Source organism: Pseudomonas sp. (assembly GCF_036404235.1).
Classification (GTDB): domain Bacteria; phylum Pseudomonadota; class Gammaproteobacteria; order Pseudomonadales; family Pseudomonadaceae; genus Aquipseudomonas.
Map to the genome: position 1 here is coordinate 11717 of NZ_DASWOT010000073.1, position 18655 is coordinate 30371.

The 18655-nt window shown below is 59.4% G+C and carries 17 protein-coding genes; 11 read left to right on the forward strand and 6 right to left on the reverse strand.

Annotation, left to right across the window (positions count from 1 at the left end; all coding sequences use genetic code 11):
* Positions 1–18 precede the first annotated feature (18 nt).
* From VGC62_RS08900 to atpD, 5 genes are read right to left on the reverse strand one after another with little or no spacing between them, the layout of a single operon-like run.
* Positions 19–726 (reverse strand): F0F1 ATP synthase subunit A, encoded by a 708-nt coding sequence (locus VGC62_RS08900; protein WP_331186706.1) that lies wholly within the window; start codon positions 724–726, stop codon positions 19–21.
* Positions 716–1018, reverse strand: coding sequence for an ATP synthase subunit I (locus tag VGC62_RS08905; protein ID WP_331186707.1), 303 nt, complete (start codon positions 1016–1018; stop codon positions 716–718). Before VGC62_RS08905 ends, VGC62_RS08900 begins: the two co-directional genes overlap by 11 nt.
* Positions 1011–1346 (reverse strand): AtpZ/AtpI family protein, encoded by a 336-nt coding sequence (locus VGC62_RS08910; protein WP_331186708.1) that lies wholly within the window; start codon positions 1344–1346, stop codon positions 1011–1013. The genes VGC62_RS08905 and VGC62_RS08910 overlap by 8 nt, the downstream gene beginning before the upstream one ends.
* Positions 1339–1728, reverse strand: coding sequence for a F0F1 ATP synthase subunit epsilon (locus VGC62_RS08915; RefSeq protein WP_331186709.1), 390 nt, complete (start codon positions 1726–1728; stop codon positions 1339–1341). Before VGC62_RS08915 ends, VGC62_RS08910 begins: the two co-directional genes overlap by 8 nt.
* Positions 1718–3169 carry a F0F1 ATP synthase subunit beta gene (atpD, locus tag VGC62_RS08920; RefSeq protein ID WP_349257082.1) on the reverse strand — a complete coding sequence of 484 codons (1452 nt, stop codon included), beginning with the start codon at positions 3167–3169 and terminating at the stop codon, positions 1718–1720. The genes VGC62_RS08915 and atpD overlap by 11 nt, the downstream gene beginning before the upstream one ends.
* Before the next feature lie 313 nt (positions 3170–3482).
* On the opposite strand from atpD, the gene VGC62_RS08925 reads away from it, so the two are divergent.
* From VGC62_RS08925 to prpD, 5 genes are all read left to right on the forward strand, one after another.
* Complete coding sequence (locus tag VGC62_RS08925) at positions 3483–3983, forward strand: sigma-70 family RNA polymerase sigma factor (RefSeq protein WP_331186710.1); 501 nt, start codon at positions 3483–3485, stop codon at positions 3981–3983.
* A gap of 49 nt (positions 3984–4032) precedes the next feature.
* Positions 4033–5028: a FecR family protein gene (locus tag VGC62_RS08930; RefSeq protein WP_331186711.1), complete on the forward strand. Its 996-nt coding sequence runs from the start codon at positions 4033–4035 to the stop codon at positions 5026–5028.
* 108 nt (positions 5029–5136) lie between these two features.
* On the forward strand, positions 5137–7608 hold the full coding sequence (locus tag VGC62_RS08935; RefSeq protein WP_331186712.1) for a TonB-dependent siderophore receptor: 2472 nt from the start codon (positions 5137–5139) through the stop codon (positions 7606–7608).
* 175 nt (positions 7609–7783) lie between these two features.
* Complete coding sequence (locus VGC62_RS08940) at positions 7784–8695, forward strand: LysR substrate-binding domain-containing protein (protein ID WP_331186713.1); 912 nt, start codon at positions 7784–7786, stop codon at positions 8693–8695.
* A 201-nt stretch (positions 8696–8896) separates the two neighbouring features.
* Positions 8897–10381: a 2-methylcitrate dehydratase gene (gene prpD / locus VGC62_RS08945; RefSeq protein ID WP_331186714.1), complete on the forward strand. Its 1485-nt coding sequence runs from the start codon at positions 8897–8899 to the stop codon at positions 10379–10381.
* Positions 10382–10444: 63 nt separating this feature from the next.
* Here the strand turns inward: prpD and VGC62_RS08950 are convergent, their stop codons facing one another.
* The gene (locus VGC62_RS08950; protein ID WP_331186715.1) at positions 10445–11344 is read right to left on the reverse strand and encodes a LysR family transcriptional regulator; all 900 of its coding nucleotides are present in this window, start codon (positions 11342–11344) and stop codon (positions 10445–10447) included.
* A gap of 128 nt (positions 11345–11472) precedes the next feature.
* Here VGC62_RS08950 and VGC62_RS08955 point away from each other — a divergent pair, with 128 nt between their 5' ends.
* The 6 genes from VGC62_RS08955 (at position 11473) to VGC62_RS08980 (ending at position 18632) form a co-directional block, all read left to right on the forward strand.
* Positions 11473–12312: an FAS1-like dehydratase domain-containing protein gene (locus VGC62_RS08955; RefSeq protein ID WP_331186716.1), complete on the forward strand. Its 840-nt coding sequence runs from the start codon at positions 11473–11475 to the stop codon at positions 12310–12312.
* A 70-nt stretch (positions 12313–12382) separates the two neighbouring features.
* The gene (locus VGC62_RS08960; RefSeq protein WP_331186717.1) at positions 12383–13546 is read left to right on the forward strand and encodes an acyl-CoA dehydrogenase family protein; all 1164 of its coding nucleotides are present in this window, start codon (positions 12383–12385) and stop codon (positions 13544–13546) included.
* 10 nt (positions 13547–13556) lie between these two features.
* Positions 13557–14906, forward strand: a complete 1350-nt coding sequence (locus VGC62_RS08965; RefSeq protein WP_331186718.1) for an MmgE/PrpD family protein — start codon at positions 13557–13559, stop codon at positions 14904–14906.
* Positions 14907–15031: 125 nt separating this feature from the next.
* A complete protein-coding gene (locus VGC62_RS08970) occupies positions 15032–16231 on the forward strand; it encodes a CaiB/BaiF CoA-transferase family protein (RefSeq protein WP_331186719.1) in 1200 nt (399 codons plus the stop codon).
* A 296-nt stretch (positions 16232–16527) separates the two neighbouring features.
* Positions 16528–17352, forward strand: a complete 825-nt coding sequence (locus VGC62_RS08975) for a CoA ester lyase (protein WP_331186720.1) — start codon at positions 16528–16530, stop codon at positions 17350–17352.
* 281 nt (positions 17353–17633) lie between these two features.
* Positions 17634–18632 carry a TRAP transporter substrate-binding protein gene (locus VGC62_RS08980; RefSeq protein ID WP_331186721.1) on the forward strand — a complete coding sequence of 333 codons (999 nt, stop codon included), beginning with the start codon at positions 17634–17636 and terminating at the stop codon, positions 18630–18632.
* The last annotated feature ends 23 nt before the right edge of the window (positions 18633–18655 follow it).

An 18655-nucleotide genomic window follows, 5' to 3' on the forward strand; every position in this document is an offset into this window, starting at 1 on the left:
GGTTATTCCTTGGGTGGATCAAACAGGTGGGTTCGGTAGGGGAGAGGAGGCTGCAACGGGCTTGCGTGATCGCGTCGCCGCCGCGATGTAGACCGCCGCCAGGATGCTGAAAATGTAAGCCTGGACCATGCCGGTCAATAGCCCCAGGGCACTGAGGGCGATAGGGAAGACAAACGGGGTGATCGTCAGCAGAATCGCCAGGATCATCGTCCCGCTCATCATATTGCCGAACAGGCGGGCGGCCAGCGCCAGGGTGCGGGAGAGTTCGCTGACGATGTTGAACGGCAGCATGATCACCGTGGGTTCCATGTAGGTCTTAAGGTACTGGCCCACGCCGCCATCGGCGATGCCAAACAACGGCACGGCGATGAACACGCAGATGGCCAGCGCCGTGGTCGTCGACAGTGAGCCGGTTGGCGGCTCATAACCCGGCACAATCGTGAACAACGTGGCACACGCGACAAACAGGAACAGCGTACCGACAAAATCCAGGTATTTGCGCGGCTCGACGAGGCCCACGTCACCTAACTGGTTAGTGATGCCGGTGACAATGATTTCCAGCAAGTTCTGCCAGCCGCTGCGTTCCAGACCATGTGACAGCCTACGTGTCACCAGCCTGGAGCCCAGCGCCAGAAATAGCATCAGCCCCCAGGTAAAGGCGATGGTTGCGTTGATTTTGAAAAAACCGTATTGCCAGTAAATGATGTCGTCCGGGCTAAGGTGCATGGCTACCATCCCCTGCCACAAGTGAAGCTGAACGAGTGAGTCGCGTCACCAGAACGCGCGCAATGCTAAAGCCCAACAATGCCGCCAACCAGCGGCGCCAGTCGCTGCCGCAGGCCAAGTAAAAGCCGGTCAATGCGATAACGGTTCGCACCACCAGACTGCCGAAAAACCACAGTGCAACCCAGCGCGAGGACGCGGCGTGACGCACCGTCCACCACAAGCCACCGAAAAATACCGCTCCAAGGACCATGCCCACAACGAGTACCGGGGCCAGATTGAAAAAATCACTCATCCTGATCCGACTCCTGATCGCGAATTTCCCGACCCTCTTTTGCCACCCAATGCCAGGCATTTAAGCAGCCAAGCCCAAGCCCCAGTGCAAGCAGCGCGAGTGTCCACGAATGCCCGCCAGGGTAGTGTTTGTCAAGCCAAAACCCCAGTCCCGCGCCCAGCAGAGTTGGCAGCGATACCGACCAGCCGACCAGCCCCATCATGCCAAGCCCCGACCAGACCGTACGGCTGACCTGGCGCTGCGCCTTGAGCTTGCGCGCAGCCTTGGCTCCAATCTGTTGACTGAACGCGTTGTCGCGGGTGGGTTTGTTTTTTTCGTCTTCAGTCATGGTGCAGGGCCGCCAGACGGAGCACGAAATTGCCTTCCAGTTTTGCCAGAATCTCGCGCATCGTGCGTTCTTGCTCGTCCAGATTGAGAAATTGCTGCTTGACGGCCTCATGCAACTTCCCAAGGTCAGTGCCGCCAACAGCATTGCGTACACAGACCAGCACTTGATCGCCCGCCTTGACTAAAATCCCTTCGTCGACAGCCACGCACACTTCGCCTTCTGCCGCTGTTTCATAGATGAATATGCCCGGTGTCAGGGCGGCCACGCAGTCAAGCCGCTGCGGCAACAGGCCCAGGGAGCCACTGCGCGATTCGGCAACGATGCGCAATACCTCCTGCTTTTGGGCAAAGACTTTAAAGGGCAGGAGGATTTTAAGTTGCATGTGCGTTGCCGGCATTTTTCTCCTCCTCTGGCGCCTGGGGTTTGGCTTTGACCAGTGCCTCGTCGATGGCCCCGATCATGTACAACGCACTTTCCGGCACATCCTTGAACTCATCGCGCAGGATGCGCTCGCAGCCATCCAGGGAGTCTTTGAGGCTGACCAGCTTGCCCTTGAGGCCGGTGAATTGCTCGGTGGTGAAAAACGGCTGGGTGAGGAAGCGTTCCAGGCGCCGTGCCCGCCCGACCACTTTGCGATCCTCGGCCGACAACTGTTCCAGGCCGAGCATGGCGATGATGTCTTTCAGGTCGGCGTATTGCGCGAGGGTGCGGCGGATTTCCTGCGCCAGGGCGTAATGCCGCTCGCCGATGACGCCAGGCATCGCCATCGTCGAGTTCGACAGCAGCGGATCGATGGCCGGGTATAGGCCCTCGCTGGCTCGCTTGCGCGACAGCACGATGGAGGCCGAAAGGTGTGAAAAGGTGTGTACGGCGGCCGGGTCGGTGAAGTCATCGGCGGGCACATACACCGCCTGGATTGAGGTAATGGCGCCGCTGTCGGTATTGGCGATGCGCTCTTCGAGTTGCGACAGCTCCGTGCCCATGGTCGGCTGATACCCCAGGCGCGACGGCATCTGGCCCAGCAAGCCGGACACTTCCATGCCCGCCTGGATAAAGCGAAAAATGTTATCGACCAGCAACAGCACGTCGCGGTGTTCGTCGTCGCGGAAATACTCAGCCATGGTCAATGCAGCATGGCCGACCCGGAAACGCGCGCCTGGCGGTTCGTTCATCTGACCAAAGATCATCACCATGTTTTCCAGGACACCGGCCTGCTTCATGTCGTGGTAGAGCTCTTCGCCTTCACGGCAACGCTCGCCGATGCCGCAAAAGATACTGACGCCCTGGGTCTGACCCACCATGTTGTGGATCATTTCGGTCAGCAGCACCGTCTTGCCGACACCCGCGCCACCGAACAACCCCGCCTTGCCGCCGCGCTCAAGGGGCATCAGCACATCGATGACTTTAATGCCTGTGGTGAAAATTTCGGATTTGGTCGAGCGGGTGGCCAGTGAGGGTGGGTCGCAGTGTACGCTGCGCCACGTCACTTGCGGCGTGGGCAAGCGGTCGATGGCATTGCCGAACACGTCGAACATGCGCGACAGGATTTCCTTGCCGACCGGTGCCATCAAGGGGCCGTCGGTGTCTTTGACAAGCATGCCACGGGCCAGGCCCTGAGTCGGTGTCAGGGCGATCCCGCGCACACACTGCGCATCGAGGTGGGCCATGACCTCGATCCTGATTTCCCCGTTCGTTCCGGTATGCAGCAGGGTACGCACTGCCGGCAAACGCGCCTGGAAGCGCACATCGACGACGCTGCCACGCACCGAGACAATCACCCCGGCATTCAATGAATCGGCCAATGAATCGGCATTGTTGGTCATGCATGCCCTCTGATGTACTGACCCGACGGGGCGACGTGAGTGGTCATTTGGCTATACGTTTGCCATGTTTACACAACGTTTAGGCGCACGCTGCAATTACTGCATGAAATATGTGGAGAAAAATTGACCTGCGTGGGTTGTTTGCACCCTTGGAAGACGAGCGTGATTTTGCGGCGCTATGACCTGTGTTGTCGACCTGAAGACGGTCATCGGCCAATTTAGCGAGGCCCGAGTGTACCGGCAGCGGGAATCAATTGCGCACGGTAATAGGAACTATTACTATCTGCGGCCTATGCACCTACAGCCCGCCGCCATGACTCTCAAGCTGCCACGAAGCAAAGGCTTTCTTGATCATTATGAAGAGCTCATTGGCACCTGGACGCGTCGCCTGAAAAACCGTCAGGAGGCAGAAGACCTCACCCATGATGCGTTCGTCCGGGTTCTTGAGTCAGACAGCACCGGCGTCGAACAACCCCGCGCTTATTTGCATCAGACCGCACGCAACATTGCGGTCGACACCTGGAGGCGGGAGGACCGACGCACCTTGCTGGAAATTGAATCCACCGACAGTTCAGCAGGCCACTGCGGTGACCCGGAGGCGTTCATGCGTGCCATCCAGTTGGCCGACTCCATTGAAATGGCGCTGGCCGAATTGCCGCTTAACTGCCGCAAGGTATTTATCTGGCAGAAGCTGGAAGGTTTGACTCAGCTGGAAATTGCCGAGCGATTGGGCTTGAGCAAAAACATGGTGGAAAAGTATATGATCCGAACCCTTCGCCATTTGCGCGAACGGCTGGATGCATCTGCGCCATGACGCATGCTCACCAGGGGCCGGCCCATCTTTCATTTGCTTTGGATATTTCATGACGACGGACCGTGACGGTGCAGGTGCTGCCGACAATGTACGTGATCAGGCGGCATGGTGGTTCGCCCGGATCAACGACGGTGAGCTGTCGGCGCAGGAGCACGTGCGCTTTCAGGCCTGGCTGAGCGAGCACGATCAGCATGCCCATGAGTACCGACTGCTGCAAAGTCTATGGGGCGCCGCCGACCTATTGCCCAAGGCGCGTCTGCAAGCCTTGTGCGAACCCGATGCACCGGTCGTGTTGCAGCCACCCAGACGCAACACGTTCACCCGTTATGCGGTCGCCGCCAGTCTGGTGGCGGTGGCATTGGGCTCTGCACTGTTTTTCGGTCTCACGCGGCAGCCGGATTACAACGCTGAGTTCACCACGGTCTTGGGCGAACGCCGGCAAATCGCATTGCCTGATGGGTCTGTGTTGGATTTGAACGGCCGAACGCGCATCAACGTGCATTTCGAGCGCGGCAGCCGCCAGGTTGAATTGACGCAGGGCGAAGCGATGTTCAGCGTCGAGCACGACACGTCCAGGCCTTTTGTCGTGCAGACCGGCAATGGCTCGATCACCGTGACGGGGACGCGCTTTGACGTGCGCCGCGATCCTGCGCAAACCCTGGTCGCTGTCGAATCTGGCACGGTCAAGGTCAAGGGCGACGCAGATCAGCAGGGCAATCGGGTCACGCTGACGGCCGGTCTTGGATCGCGAATCGATGCCAATGGCACGGTGACGCCTGCAAGTGCGGTAAACACATCGGCGATCACGGCCTGGCGCAGCGGCAAGCTGGTGTTCAACGACGCTCCGCTCGCCGAGGTCGTACAGGAGGTCTCGCGCTACCGCGACAAACCACTGCGGGTCGCCAACGATAAAACGGCGAATCTTCGTCTGACCAGCGTGTTCAAATCCGACGACACTGACGCGTTGCTGCGAGCGCTGCCCAGTATCCTGCCGGTGGCCGTTCGTACTCTTTCCGACGGCAGTCAGGAAATATTTTCGAAGTAAATTCAGGTTTATTTCGAGTTCTTCGTCTTCTTGTCCAACTGCGATTGCTTAGCATTTAACGGAATCAAAATGCGGCGGCGCCTTTTGCAATCTTCTGGACAAGCCTACGTGAAAAACAAAAAGTTCAACGCGCTTCAACTGGCTGTAAGCCGCTCATTGCCGGCACCTTCTTCGCGCTGGCTTCCTTGGGTGCTGGCCTTTGCGGTCGGCACAGGGGCGAGTGGCAGCTACGCCGATTCGGCACCCGTGGCCGTGCATATTCAACAGCAGCCATTGGGCGCTGCGTTGAGTCAGTTGGGGCAGCAGACCTCGCTGCAGTTGTTCTTCAGTCCTGATTTGGTCGCGGGCAAACAAGCCCCTGCGGTCGACGGCAACATTTCACCGGAGCAAGCCTTGCGCGCGTTGCTCAAAGGCAGTGGCCTGGACTATGAAATATCCGCTGACACGGTGGTGCTGCGGCCTCAAGGCAGCAGCGCGAGCACCACACCGGGCAGCATGGAAATCGCGCCGATGGACATCAAAGTCGTCGGTGACTGGCTGGGCGATGCCGATCAGGCGGTGGTACAGAATCATCCTGGCGCACGCACTGTGGTAAGGCGTCAGGCCATGGTCGAGCAGGGCGCGCAGAACGTCGGTGATGTGTTGCGGCGGATTCCGGGCGTGCAGGTGCAGGAGTCCAACGGCACCGGCGGCAGCGACATTTCCCTCAACGTCGGTGTGCGCGGTCTTACCTCGCGCCTGTCACCGCGTTCCACGGTATTGATCGATGGCGTGCCAGCGGCGTTCGCGCCCTATGGTCAACCGCAGTTATCGATGGCGCCTATTTCATCGGGCAACCTGGAGAGCATCGATGTGGTACGCGGCGCAGGGTCTGTGCGTTATGGCCCGCAGAACGTGGGTGGGGTGATCAACTTCGTGACCCGCGCCATCCCCAAGGAGTTGAGTGGTGACGTCAGCACCACCATCGAAACCAGCAAGCACGGCGGCTACAAGAACCTCGAAACGATGTTCATCGGCGGCACGGCCGATAATGGTCTGGGCGCAGCGCTGTTGTACTCCACGGTTAACGGCGACGGTTATCGCGCCAGCAATAATGACAATGACATCGACGACCTGCTGCTCAAGACCCACTGGGCGTTGACTGACGAGGACGACCTGTCGGTCAACTTCCATTACTACGACGCCAAGGCCGATATGCCGGGCGGTCTGACCCAGGCGCAGTTCGACGCCAATCCGTATCAGTCTGACCGCAACAACGACAACTTCAGTGGTCGGCGCAAAGACGTGTCGATCAAGTACAAGCGCCAGATCGACGAGTCCACCCAGTTCGAAGTGCTGACCTACTACACCGACAGCTTCCGTGGTTCCAACATCGCGGCGCGAGACCAGAAAACCCTTGGCTCATTCCCGCGCAGTTACCACACCGTCGGTGTCGAGCCGCGTGTGTCCCACGTTTTTGATGTGGGCCCCACCACCCAAGAGGCCAGCGTCGGGGTTCGCTACCTGAAAGAAGCCATGCATGAGCAGGCTTCGCGCCTGGGCCTGGTGGACAACATTGCGACCGTGGTCCCAGGCTCGGACGGCCATGTTTACCAGGACCGCACCGGCGGCACGGAAGCGACTGCGGTGTATGTGGACGATAAAATCGACATCGGAAAATGGACCGTTACGCCTGGCATCCGCTTCGAGAGCATCAGCACCGACTGGCATGAACGCTCGGTGTTGGGCACCAACGGCGTGCGGGTGACGGAGAAGGATCGCAGCGTCAACAACAACGAGCCGCTGCCAGCGCTGAGCGTGATGTATCACCTCTCCGACGAGTGGAAGTTGTTCGCCAACTACGAAACCTCGTTCGGCAGCCTGGAGTATTTCCAGTTGGCGCAGGGCGGTTCCGGCAACGAAACGGCCAATGGCTTGCAGCCGGAAAAGGCCCGGACCTACGAGCTCGGCACCCGCTTTGACAACGGCATCTGGGGCGGCGAGTTGACGGCGTTCTACATCGATTTCGACGATGAACTGCAATACATCAGTAACGATGTGGGCTGGACCAACCTCGGTGCGACCAAGCACCAAGGTATCGAAGCATCGGCGCATTACGACTTGAGCGATCTGGATTCACGGTTGCAGGGCCTGACCGCCAATGCCGGTTTTACCTACACCCGAGCCACCTACGAGGGCGAAATTCCCGGCTTCAAAGGGCGTGATTTGCCGTTCTATTCGCGTCAGGTGGCGACGGTCGGCCTGCGTTACGAGGTCAACCGCTGGACCTACAACATCGATGGCTTCGCGCAATCCAAACAACGCGCGCCGGGCACAGGCACAAACGCTGACGGCAGTTTCACCGGCAATTACATCACCGAGCCGAGCGCTGACGGGCAATACGGCAACATCCCTGGTTACATGACCTGGAACCTGCGCGGGGCCTATGATTTCGGCAAGCAAATGTCCAACCTCAAGCTGGGTGCGGGGGTGAAAAACGTGTTCGATCACCAGTACTTCACGCGCTCGAGCGACAACAACTCGGGGATCTATCTGGGCCAGCCCCGGACGTTCTTCGTACAAGCGAGCGTGGGGTTTTAAGCACCCTATATTGCGTTTTCCGGGCTGACGATTCGCGGGCAAGCGTACTTGTACAATTGCTGCGAATCCTCGGCCGCAGGGTGTTTGCCCGCGATGAGCCAGTGGTAGTGGCCAACTCAACCTAGCCGATTGACGCTATCCTCTGGACCCACTCCGTCACCAGGATTGCGCCCTGATGCTGCAAAAAAACCTCATCCGTCGTCTTGATCTGATCACCCTGCAGGTGTTCGTTGCGGTACACGAAGAGGGCACGCTAACCCGTGCTGCCGCGCGTGAGGCGATTGCCGTGTCGGCGGCCAGCAAGCGCCTGATGGAATTGGAGGCCGCGCTGGGCATTGGATTGTTTGTGCGCAACGCCAAAGGCATGACCCTGACCGCAGCGGGCGAGACCTTGCTGCACCACGCCAGGCGCATGCTGTTCGACGTCGAGAAAATTGGCCTGGAGCTGGGTGAGCATATTCAGGGCCTGCGCGGTTACGTGCGGATGCTGGCGAATCTGTCGGCGATCATTCAATTTCTGCCCGAAGATCTGCACGACTTTGTCGCCAGCCATGCCCAGGTGAAGGTCGATCTCGAAGAGCGTCCCAGCGATGGTGTGGTGCAGGGCATCGTCGATGGCGTCGCCGACATCGGTATCTGCTCCGAAGACACCGACGTGCAGAATTTGCTCAGCGTGCCGTATCGACGCGACAAACTGGTGGTGGTGATGCGTGCCGATCACCCGCTGGCCGGGCTCGAACGGTTGGGGTTTGCCGAGACGCTGGATTTCGATCAGGTCGGGCTGCATGCGGCCAGCTCAATTAACATGCGAATCCATGCGGCAGCCAGGGCGGCGGGGCGCATGTTACGTTTGCGCATCCATGTGCCTGGCTTCGATGCGGTATGCCGGATGGTCCAGGCAGACATGGGTATCGGCGTGCTGCCGCACAAAGCGTATGAACTCTTCGGCCGAGCGCTGGGTTTGAGGGCCGTGCCGCTGAGTGACGACTGGTCTGAACGCACCTTGATTCTGGTCACCCGCGAGCACAATACCCTGTCGCCGGTGAGCCGGTTGTTGTTCGAGCATCTGCGCCGGGTTGAAGCATGACCGAGGTCTGTCGTACAACACACTGCGAAGACTGAGAAACACGCACGCCTATAACGTATCTCTGTAGTCTGTTCTGGCCCCATCGCGAGCAAACGGAACGCCGCCCGGCTCGCTCCCACTGTGAAATGTCTAGAGTCCTTGACCACGCGCCTGCTCGCGAACGCAGTGTTCCAGACTCAGAAGATTTGAAGGTGAACCAAGATGACCAGCAACGTCGATCTGAACAACCGCCCCGACTACGACCAGGTTCTGCAGGACATCGCTGATTATGTCCTGAACTTCAAGGTCGACTCCCAAGAGGCGCTGAACACGGCGCGCAACTGCCTGATGGACACGCTGGGTTGCGGTCTGCTGGCACTGCGATTCCCCGAATGCAGCAAACACCTGGGGCCTATCGTCGAAGGCACTGTTGTGCCGTTCGGGGCGCGAGTGCCGGGTACTTCCTTTCGTCTGGACCCTGTGAAAGCCGCCTGGGACATTGGCTGTATCGTTCGTTGGCTGGACTACAACGACACCTGGCTGGCCGCCGAATGGGGGCATCCTTCGGACAATCTGGGCGGCATTCTCGAAGTCGCCGATCACCTGTCGCAGAAGCGTGTCGCCAACGGCGATGCGCCGCTGACCGTGCGCGACGTGCTGGATGGCATGATCATGGCCCACGAGATTCAGGGCGTGATCGCGTTGGAAAACTCCTTCAATCGTGTCGGCCTCGATCACGTGCTGCTGGTGAAAGTCGCCTCGACCGCTGTCACTGCAAAACTGATGGGGGCTAATCGCGAGCAGATGCTTTCGGCCTTGTCCCATGCGTTCGTCGATGGCCAGGCGCTGCGCACTTATCGCCACGCGCCCAACGCCGGCTCGCGTAAATCCTGGGCGGCAGGCGACGCCAGCAGCCGAGGGGTACGTCTGGCTGACATCGCGATGCGCGGAGAGATGGGCATCCCTGGCGTGTTGACCGCGCCGCAATGGGGGTTCTATGACGTGCTGTTCAGTCATACCAACAAGGACCTGGCGCTTAAACCTGAGGACAAACGGAGGTTCAGCCTGTCCCAGCCGTTTGGCACTTACGTGATGGAAAACGTGCTGTTCAAGATCAGCTTCCCGGCGGAATTCCATGCGCAGACCGCCTGTGAAGCCGCGGTGACGTTGCATCCGCTGGTGCGAAATCGCTTGCAGGAGATCGACAGAATCGTCATCACCACCCACGAGTCAGCGATCCGTATCATTTCCAAGGTTGGCCCGCTGGCCAACGCGGCAGACCGCGATCATTGCATTCAGTACATGACCGCCGTGCCACTGGCGTTTGGCAATCTGGTGGCTGAACAGTACGAAGACAGCTTTCACGCTGCGCATCCGATCATCGATGTGCTGCGCGACAAGATGGTGATTGTCGAAGATGAGCGTTTTAGCCGTGAATACCTGGAGCCCGACAAGCGCTCGATTGCCAACGCAGTGCAGGTGTTTTTCAAGGACGGCACGAGCACCGAACAGGTGGTGGTCCAATACCCGATCGGGCATCGGCGCCGCAGGGCTGATGGGATTCCGTTGCTAGAGGCCAAATTCAAGGACAACCTGGCGACACGCTTGGCGGGTCAGCGCAGCGCCGAGATTTTTGCCTTGTGCAAGGATCAGGCGCGGCTGGAGGCCACGCCCGTGCATAGGTTTGTGGATTTATTCGTTATTTGATTCAGGTGATATTGCCGAGCTGGTCGCCGCCAGGAAATCAGTCTTGGCGCATGAGCCCGCCGATTATGCAATGACCGGCTCTGGCGGCATCAACGTTGCAATCAACGCTCTAACAGTCCCCGGCAATGCATCCAGTTCGCGGACCAGAATACTGCGCTCGCGAATCGCCCATGGCTCGTCCAGCTCGATGGTCACCAGTTGCATGGTCCGGCTGTGCCGCACAGCGGCGGACTCGGGGATGATGCCAATGCCGACCCCAGCCTCGACCATTCGACAGATCGCTTCGAAGCTCGACACCTGAATCCGCAGCGACAGGCTCTGGCCGATCCGCTCCACATGGTCGCGCAGAAAACTCAGCAGTGTGCTGCCCTCATGCAAACCGATGTGCTGGAACGCCAGTGTTTGTTTCAGGGTGATTTTCTTCTGGTTCGCCAGCTCATGCCCCACGGGTACTGTCAGCACTAGCCTATCGGTGCTGAAATGGATCACCTGTAGCCCGGCGGCCTCGACGGGCCCGGCGATGATCCCCATGTCAGTGCTGCCATCGAGCACGCCGCGCACGATGTCTCGCGACAGCCGTTCTTGCAGATCCACCGTGACCCCCGGCCGTTTCGCCAGAAAACCCGCCAGCACTTCCGGCAGGAACTCAGTGACCGCCGTGGTATTGGCGAAAATGCGGATATGCCCTGCGGAGTCAGTGCCGAAATGGGTGAACTCGCTTTTCAGGTAATCCACCTGGCTCATGATCAGCCGCGCATGCCTGAGCAACTTTTGCCCGGCCGGTGTCAGCTCCACGCCACGGCTGTCGCGATACAGCAAGCGGGTCCCGAGTTGACCTTCCAGCGCCTTGATCCGCGCACTCGCGGCGGCAGGCGAAAGAAACGCGCGACGGGCGCCCTGGGTCAGGCTCGGTGATTCACCGATATGAATGAAAAGACGCAAATCAGCCAGGTCGAAGTGCATGGTTGTATCCGAGCATTACAGAAGGCGTTCAGGATACATGAACGCCGCCTTACGCAAATGCAAATTCACAGAATGCCAAGCCCCTCGCATGATCTGCCGATAACAACAAACGCAGAGGCTGCTTAGTTATGAGTGCTTCAGATTCGCCTACGGATTTCAGTGCCTGGATCGGTCGTACCGAAGAGACTCAGGATCACCTGAGCCATAACCTGATCAAACGCATCGCCGCGACGTTTGGCGAGCCTACGCCCGCCGATGGCGATGTGCTGCCGCCATTGTGGCAGTGGTGCTTTTTCCAGGAGCCGGTATTCGAGCCGCAACTGGGTACGGACGGTCATCCCGCCCGTGGCGGCTTTCTACCGCCTGCCGATAACCGCAATCGCATGTGGGCCGGCGGCCGGGTTGAGTTCATTGAGCCGCTGAAAGTCGGTGCCCAGGCCCATCGTTTGTCGACCATCCTGCACATCGAAGAAAAGCACGGCCGCACCGGTTCGCTGTTGTTTGTCACGGTGCGCCACGATTATTCGCAAAACGGTCAGCTGTGCGTGCGTGAAGAGCAGGACATCGTCTATCGCGAGCCCAACCCTCCCAAGCTCAACAGCGGCGAAGCGCCGGAGCAAGGCGATTGGAATGAAGTCATCTCGCCAACCCCGACCTTGCTGTTTCGCTACTCCGCCGTGACCTTCAACGGCCACCGCATCCACTACGACTATCCCTATGTCACCGACGTTGAAGGCTACCCGGGCCTAGTGGTTCACGGTCCGATGATCGCGACCTTCAATCTGCGCGCCTTCGCGCGCGCTAACCCTGAAAAACGGGTGCGTCACTTCGCCTATCGCGGCGTGCGCCCGTTGAACGCGCCAACGCCATTTCGCGTCGGCGGCCGCATCGTCGAGCCCGGCAAGGCGCAGCTGTGGGCGGGCAACGAAGCCGGTGTGGCGCAGAGCGCCGAAGTGACGTTCGACTGACCCCCATTTTCCGATCTCGTCGCCCATGAACGATGGACGGCGGACCCTGACAGATCCCGAGAGCACAACAATGAATCCGTACGACGACGAAGACCTGAATGCCATCCGTGAAGGCGTGCGCGCCTTGTGCGCCGAATTCGATGCGGCCTACTGGCGCAAGATCGACGAAGAAAAGGGCTTCCCTGAAACTTTCGTCAAGGCGCTGACCGACGCCGGCTGGCTGTCGGCGATGATCCCTACCGAATACGGTGGTTCGGGCCTGGGCTTGGCCGAAGCCTCGGTCATCCTGGAAGAAGTCAACGCGTGTGGCGGCAACTCGGGCACCGTCCACGGCCAGATGTACAACATGTTCACCCTGCTGCGACACGGCAGCGAGGCGCAGAAAAGCTATTACCTGCCCAAACTCGCCAGCGGCGAACTGCGCCTGCAATCGATGGCCGTGACCGAGCCCACCACCGGCACCGACACCACCAAGATCAAGACCACCGCTGTGAAACAGGGCGACAAGTACGTGATCAACGGCCAGAAGGTGTGGATCTCGCGGGTTCAACATTCCGATCTGATGATCCTGCTGGCGCGCACCACGCCGCTGGCCGAGGTGAAGAAAAAATCCGAAGGCATGTCGATTTTCATTGTCGACCTGCGCGAAGCCATCGGTAAGGGCCTGACCGTTCAGCCCATCGCCAACATGGTCAATCACGAAACCAACGAGCTGTTTTTCGACAACCTTGAGCTGCCAGCCGACAGCCTGATTGGCGAAGAAGGCAAGGGCTTCAAGTACATCCTCGACGGCCTGAATGCCGAGCGCACGCTGATCGCCGCCGAATGCATCGGTGACGGTCGCTGGTTCATCGAAAAAGCCAGCGCCTATGCGCGTGATCGCGTGGTGTTCGGTCGTCCAATCGGGCAGAACCAGGGCGTGCAGTTCCCGATTGCCGAAGCGCATATCGAAGTGGAGGCCGCCGACCTGATGCGCTGGCGCGCCTGCGAAGAATATGACAGCGGCAAGAACGCCGGTGCCAGCGCCAACATGGCGAAATACCTGGCGGCCAAAGCGTCGTGGGAAGCGGCCAACGCCTGCCTGCAAACCCATGGCGGTTTTGGGTTCGCCTGCGAATACGACGTCGAGCGCAAATTCCGTGAGACGCGCCTTTATCAGGTGGCCCCAATCTCCACCAACCTGATTCTTTCCTACGTCGCCGAGCACTTGCTCGAACTGCCACGCAGCTTCTGAGGACATGCACATGAGCCACACTCAAGCCTTGGCGGCGTTCCTCGCCGACCTGAAATACGAGCAGATTCCGGGTGCTGTACTCGACCGTACCGAAGACCTGTTCCTGGACTGGATCGGCTCGGCGCTGGCCAGCCAGGGCGCCCGTCCGATTCCGTTGTTCGAGCGTTACGCCCAACGCATGGGACCGGCTGAAGGTCCTGCGAAAATCCTGGTCAGCGGACGCGGCACCTCAGCGTACTTCGCGGCACTGGTCAACGGCGCGTCTTCGCACTTGGTCGAGCAGGACGACTTGCACAACAGCTCGGTCTTGCACCCCGCGACGGTGGTGTTCTCGGCAGCGCTGGCAGCGGCGCAAGACCTGAACACGTCCGGTAAGGATTTGCTGTTGGCCTCGGTGGCCGGTTACGAAGCCGGGATTCGCATCGGCGAGTTCATGGGCCGCTCGCACTACCGGATTTTCCACACCACCGCCACGGTCGGCACCCTGGCGGCGGCTGTGGCGGTCGGCAAGCTGCTCGACTTTGATCAAGAGCAGTTCATCAACCTGCTGGGCACTGCGGGTACTCAAGCCGCTGGCCTGTGGGAGTTCCTGCGTGACGCCGCTGATTCGAAACAACTGCACACCGCCAAGGCGGCTGCCGATGGCTTGCTTGCGGCGTATATGACGCAAGACGGTCTGACTGGCGCACGCAACATTCTTGAAGGCGATCAAGGCATGGCGGCGGGGATGTCCACCGACGCCGATCCGAGCAAATTGTCGGACCGCCTCGGCAGCCGCTGGGCGCTGGTGGAAACCTCGTTCAAGTTCCACGCTTCTTGCCGTCACACCCACCCGGCCGCCGATGCGTTGTTGCAGTTGATGCAGCGCGAAGGTTTGCGCCATGACCAAATCGCCAAAGTAGTGACCCGCGTACATCAGGGCGCTATCGACGTGCTCGGTCGGGTGGTGGTGCCGACCACGGTGCATCAGGCGAAGTTTTCCATGGGCGCCGTGCTGGGCCTGATTGCTGTGCATGGCAGTGCGCAGTTGATCGAGTTCCGCGACCTGGCGTTGACCGATGCCAATGTTGCCGCCTTTCGCGAGAAGGTCACCATGGAACTGGACCCTGAAGTCGATGGCGCTTATCCCGCACGTTGGCTGGGGCGAGTGATCGTCACCACCACTGACGGTCGCACCTTGACCGCTGCGATTGACGATCCCAAAGGCGATCCGGGCAATACCTTGTCGCGCCCTGAACTGGAGGACAAGTTCCAGCGTCTGCTGGCGTTCTCCGGCGCACGTACGGTTGAGCAGGGGCAGGCGTTGATCGACAAGGTCTGGCATCTACGTGATGCGCAGACATTGGGTGATTTGATCTAAAGCAACCGTATTCCCCTGTAGGCGCGAACGTGTTTGCGAGGCGTCGCGCCTGACACACCGCGTTGTCCGACTCGCCAACAAGTTGGCTCCTACAGGGGGGCCGTGCAACGGATAGGTAAACCAACATGACTCAACACAATCCCCGTCCGCTGGACGGCATCACGGTCATCAGCCTGGAACACGCCATCGCGGCGCCGTTCTGCACCCGGCAACTGGCCGATCTTGGCGCTCGGGTGGTGAAAATCGAACGCCCTGGCAGCGGCGACTTTGCCCGTGGCTACGACCAGCGCGTCGACGGCCTGGCTTCGCATTTTGTCTGGACCAACCGTTCTAAAGAAAGCCTGACCCTGGACCTGAAGCAGGACGAGGCGGGTGACATCCTTCAATCGTTGCTGGGCAAGGCTGACGTGCTGGTGCAGAACCTGGCGCCGGGTGCGGCTTCGCGCATGGGGTTGTCGTTCGAGGCGCTGCATGAGCGTTTTCCGAGGCTGATCGTCTGCGACATCTCCGGCTACGGCGAAGGCGGTCCGTATGAAAAGAAGAAAGCCTACGACCTGCTGATCCAGAGCGAAGGCGGCTTTTTGTCGGTGACCGGTGGCCCCGGAGAAGACCAAATGGCCAAGGCCGGTTGCTCGATTGCCGACATCGCTGCCGGCATGTACGCCTACACCGGCATCCTGTCGGCGCTGATGTTGCGTGACAAGACCGGTGTCGGTAGCCGCATCGATGTGTCGATGCTGGAAAGCCTGGTCGAGTGGATGGGCTACCCGATGTATTACGCCTACAACGGCGCGCCGCCTCCGCCACGTGCCGGTGCTTCGCACTCGACGATTTATCCATATGGGCCGTTTCCCACTGGCGATGGCGGCACTCTCATGTTGGGTCTGCAGAACGAACGCGAGTGGGCGCTGTTCTGCGAGAAGGTGCTGCTGGACAAAGCGTTGGCGACCGATGAGCGTTTCTCGGCCAACTTCAAGCGTTCGGAAAACCGCGATGTACTGCGCCAGATCATCGTCGAGGGCTTCTCGCGGTTGACGGTCGACGAAGTGGTGACGCGCCTTGAGGAGGCGCAAATCGCCAACGCGCGGGTCAACGACATGCAGGGCGTGTGGGACCACCCGCAACTCAAGGCCCGCGACAGCTGGCGCGAAGTGGACAGCCCGTCCGGCAAACTACCAGCGCTGCTGCCACCAGGGCGCAATGCCGCGTTTACCCCGCGCATGGATGGCGTGCCTGGGCTGGGGCAGCACACGGGCAGCATTCTCGACGAGCTTGGATTTTCTGCCGATGAGCAGGTGCGGCTGTTGGCGGCCGGAGTGGTTTAGCGCGCAGCCTGGCAAACGCTGCTGCCTCCCCTGTAAATGGATTAAGGGGACTGGATTAAGGGGACTGATTTATTTACATCGCTTCACCGTAAATTAATCTGTCCCCGGGGCGGGCATATGAGTTCGGCGGGGACAGATTGATTTATCAAACAGCACGATAAATAAATCAGTCCCCTTAATCCCCGCCTTAATCCCCCAGACCAAGCCTCCAACAAGGTCCAGAGTTTGCTGCGCGACGGGCGATCTCCTACAAGGGAATGCGCGGCCTTTTGATTCACAAACGAGGAACAACAACCATGTCCCGATCCATCGTCCGCTCCGCACTGTTTGTGCCCGGTAGTCGACCCGAGCGTTTTGCCAAGGCGTTGGCTGCAGGCGCCGATGCGGTGATCGTAGATTTTGAAGATGCCGTCGAAGAGCTGCTCAAGCGCCAGGCCCGAGATAACCTCGCGGCCTTCTTTCAGAACAACCCACACGCGTCGGTCTGGGTGCGGGTCAATGCGCCCGATCATGCCGAACACGCTGAAGACCTGGCCTTCTGCAAACAGCATGCAGGTGTCGCGGGGGTATTGCTGCCAAAAGTCGAAAGCGCAGCCCATGTCGCCGCCGTCTGGCAGACCGGCAAACCGATCTGGCCGATCATTGAAAGTGCCAAGGGCCTGTTGGCACTCGGGCAGATTGCCCATGCCGAAGGGGTCGAACGCTTGTCTTTTGGCGGTCTTGATCTGGCACTTGATCTCAACCTGAACACGGGGACGGCGGCTGCACAACGGGTCCTCGATCAGGCGCGAATGTCAGTGCAACTGCATTCGCGGGGCGCTGATTTGCTGCCGCCCCTCGATGGGGTGTTTCCGGCGATTGGCGACCCACAAGGACTGCAACGTGCAACACGCCACGCTTATGACATGGGCTACGGCGGCGCGCTGTGCATTCATCCGAAACAAGTGCCGGTGATTCACCAGGCATTGGCACCCAGCCCCGATGATTTGAGCTGGGCGCAGAAGGTGGTAGATGCCAGCGCGCGAGCCAACGGTGCAGGTGCGTTTCAGCTCGACGGACAGATGGTCGATGCCCCGGTGTTGATTCGCGCTCAGCGTTTATTGGCCCTGGCGGCGGTTTGAGTGCCCACAGGGATGAAGTTTCACGTTTTTACCCCGTCTCAATAGTGGCACTTTGTTGTTGGCCTGCTAACTTTCGAGGGGTATTACGCGTGCGCTGCGGGCGTTGCGGCAAAAAAGTAGAAAAGCGTTCAGCAATTCCGAACGCCGGCTTACATAAAAGCTAATTCTCTAAACGCATTGGATTGAGCCATCTTTAGGCCACAACCGCTTTGAAACATTGCTTCGAAACAAAGGCCCTTCAGAGGCTGAATGCTCCTAACAACAATAAAAAGGTGATATCGATGTTGAAGCTGACCCAGGCGCTGTTCTGCGCCGCCGCAGTCTCTATGGCCAGCCTGGCTCAGGCAGCCGATCCCATTGTCATCAAGTTCGCTCACGTCGTGGCGGAAAACACTCCGAAAGGCCAGGGCGCCTTGATGTTCCAGAAGCTGGTCGCCGCTGACCCGCAACTCAAAGACAAAGTGAAGGTCGAGGTGTACCCCAACTCCTCGCTGTTCGGTGATGGCAAAGAGATGGAAGCACTGCTGCTGGGCGACGTGCAGATGCTCGCGCCTTCGCTGGCGAAGTTCGAGCAGTACACCAAAAAAGTGCAAATCTTTGACCTCCCGTTCCTGTTCAATGATCTGGCCGCTGTCGATCGCTTCCAACAAGGTCCAGAAGGTAAAGCCCTGCTGAGTGCGATGGACGATAAAGGCATCCACGGTCTGGCGTATTGGCACAACGGCCTGAAGCAGTTGTCGGCCAACAAAAAGATGATCGAACCCAAGGATGCTCGCGGCCTGAAGTTCCGCGTGCAGGCTTCCAGTGTTCTGGAAGCGCAGTTCGTGGCCCTGCATGCCAACCCGCGCAAGATGAGTTTTGCCGAGGTCTATCAGGGCCTGCAGACCGGCACCGTCAACGGCACCGAGAACACTTGGTCGAACTATGAAAGCCAGAAGGTCAACGAAGTCCAGCCGTTCTTCACCGAAACCAACCATGGCTTGATCGACTACATGGTGATCACCAACTCCAAGTTCTGGAACGGCCTGCCTGAAGACGTGCGCGGCGAGCTGCAGAAAATCATGGATCAGGTCACGGTTGAGGTGAACAAACAGGCCGAAGCGCTGAACCAGACTGCCAAGCAGAAAATCATCGACGCCAAAACCAGCGAAATCGATTCGCTGACCCCAGAGCAACGGGCGAAATGGCGCGAAGTCATGAAGCCGGTCTGGGACAAGTTCGCCGATGAAATCGGTGCGGACCTGATCAAGGCTGCTGACGACTCCAACAAGGCGCCTTGAATCAACGGTTGTTCTATAGAAGC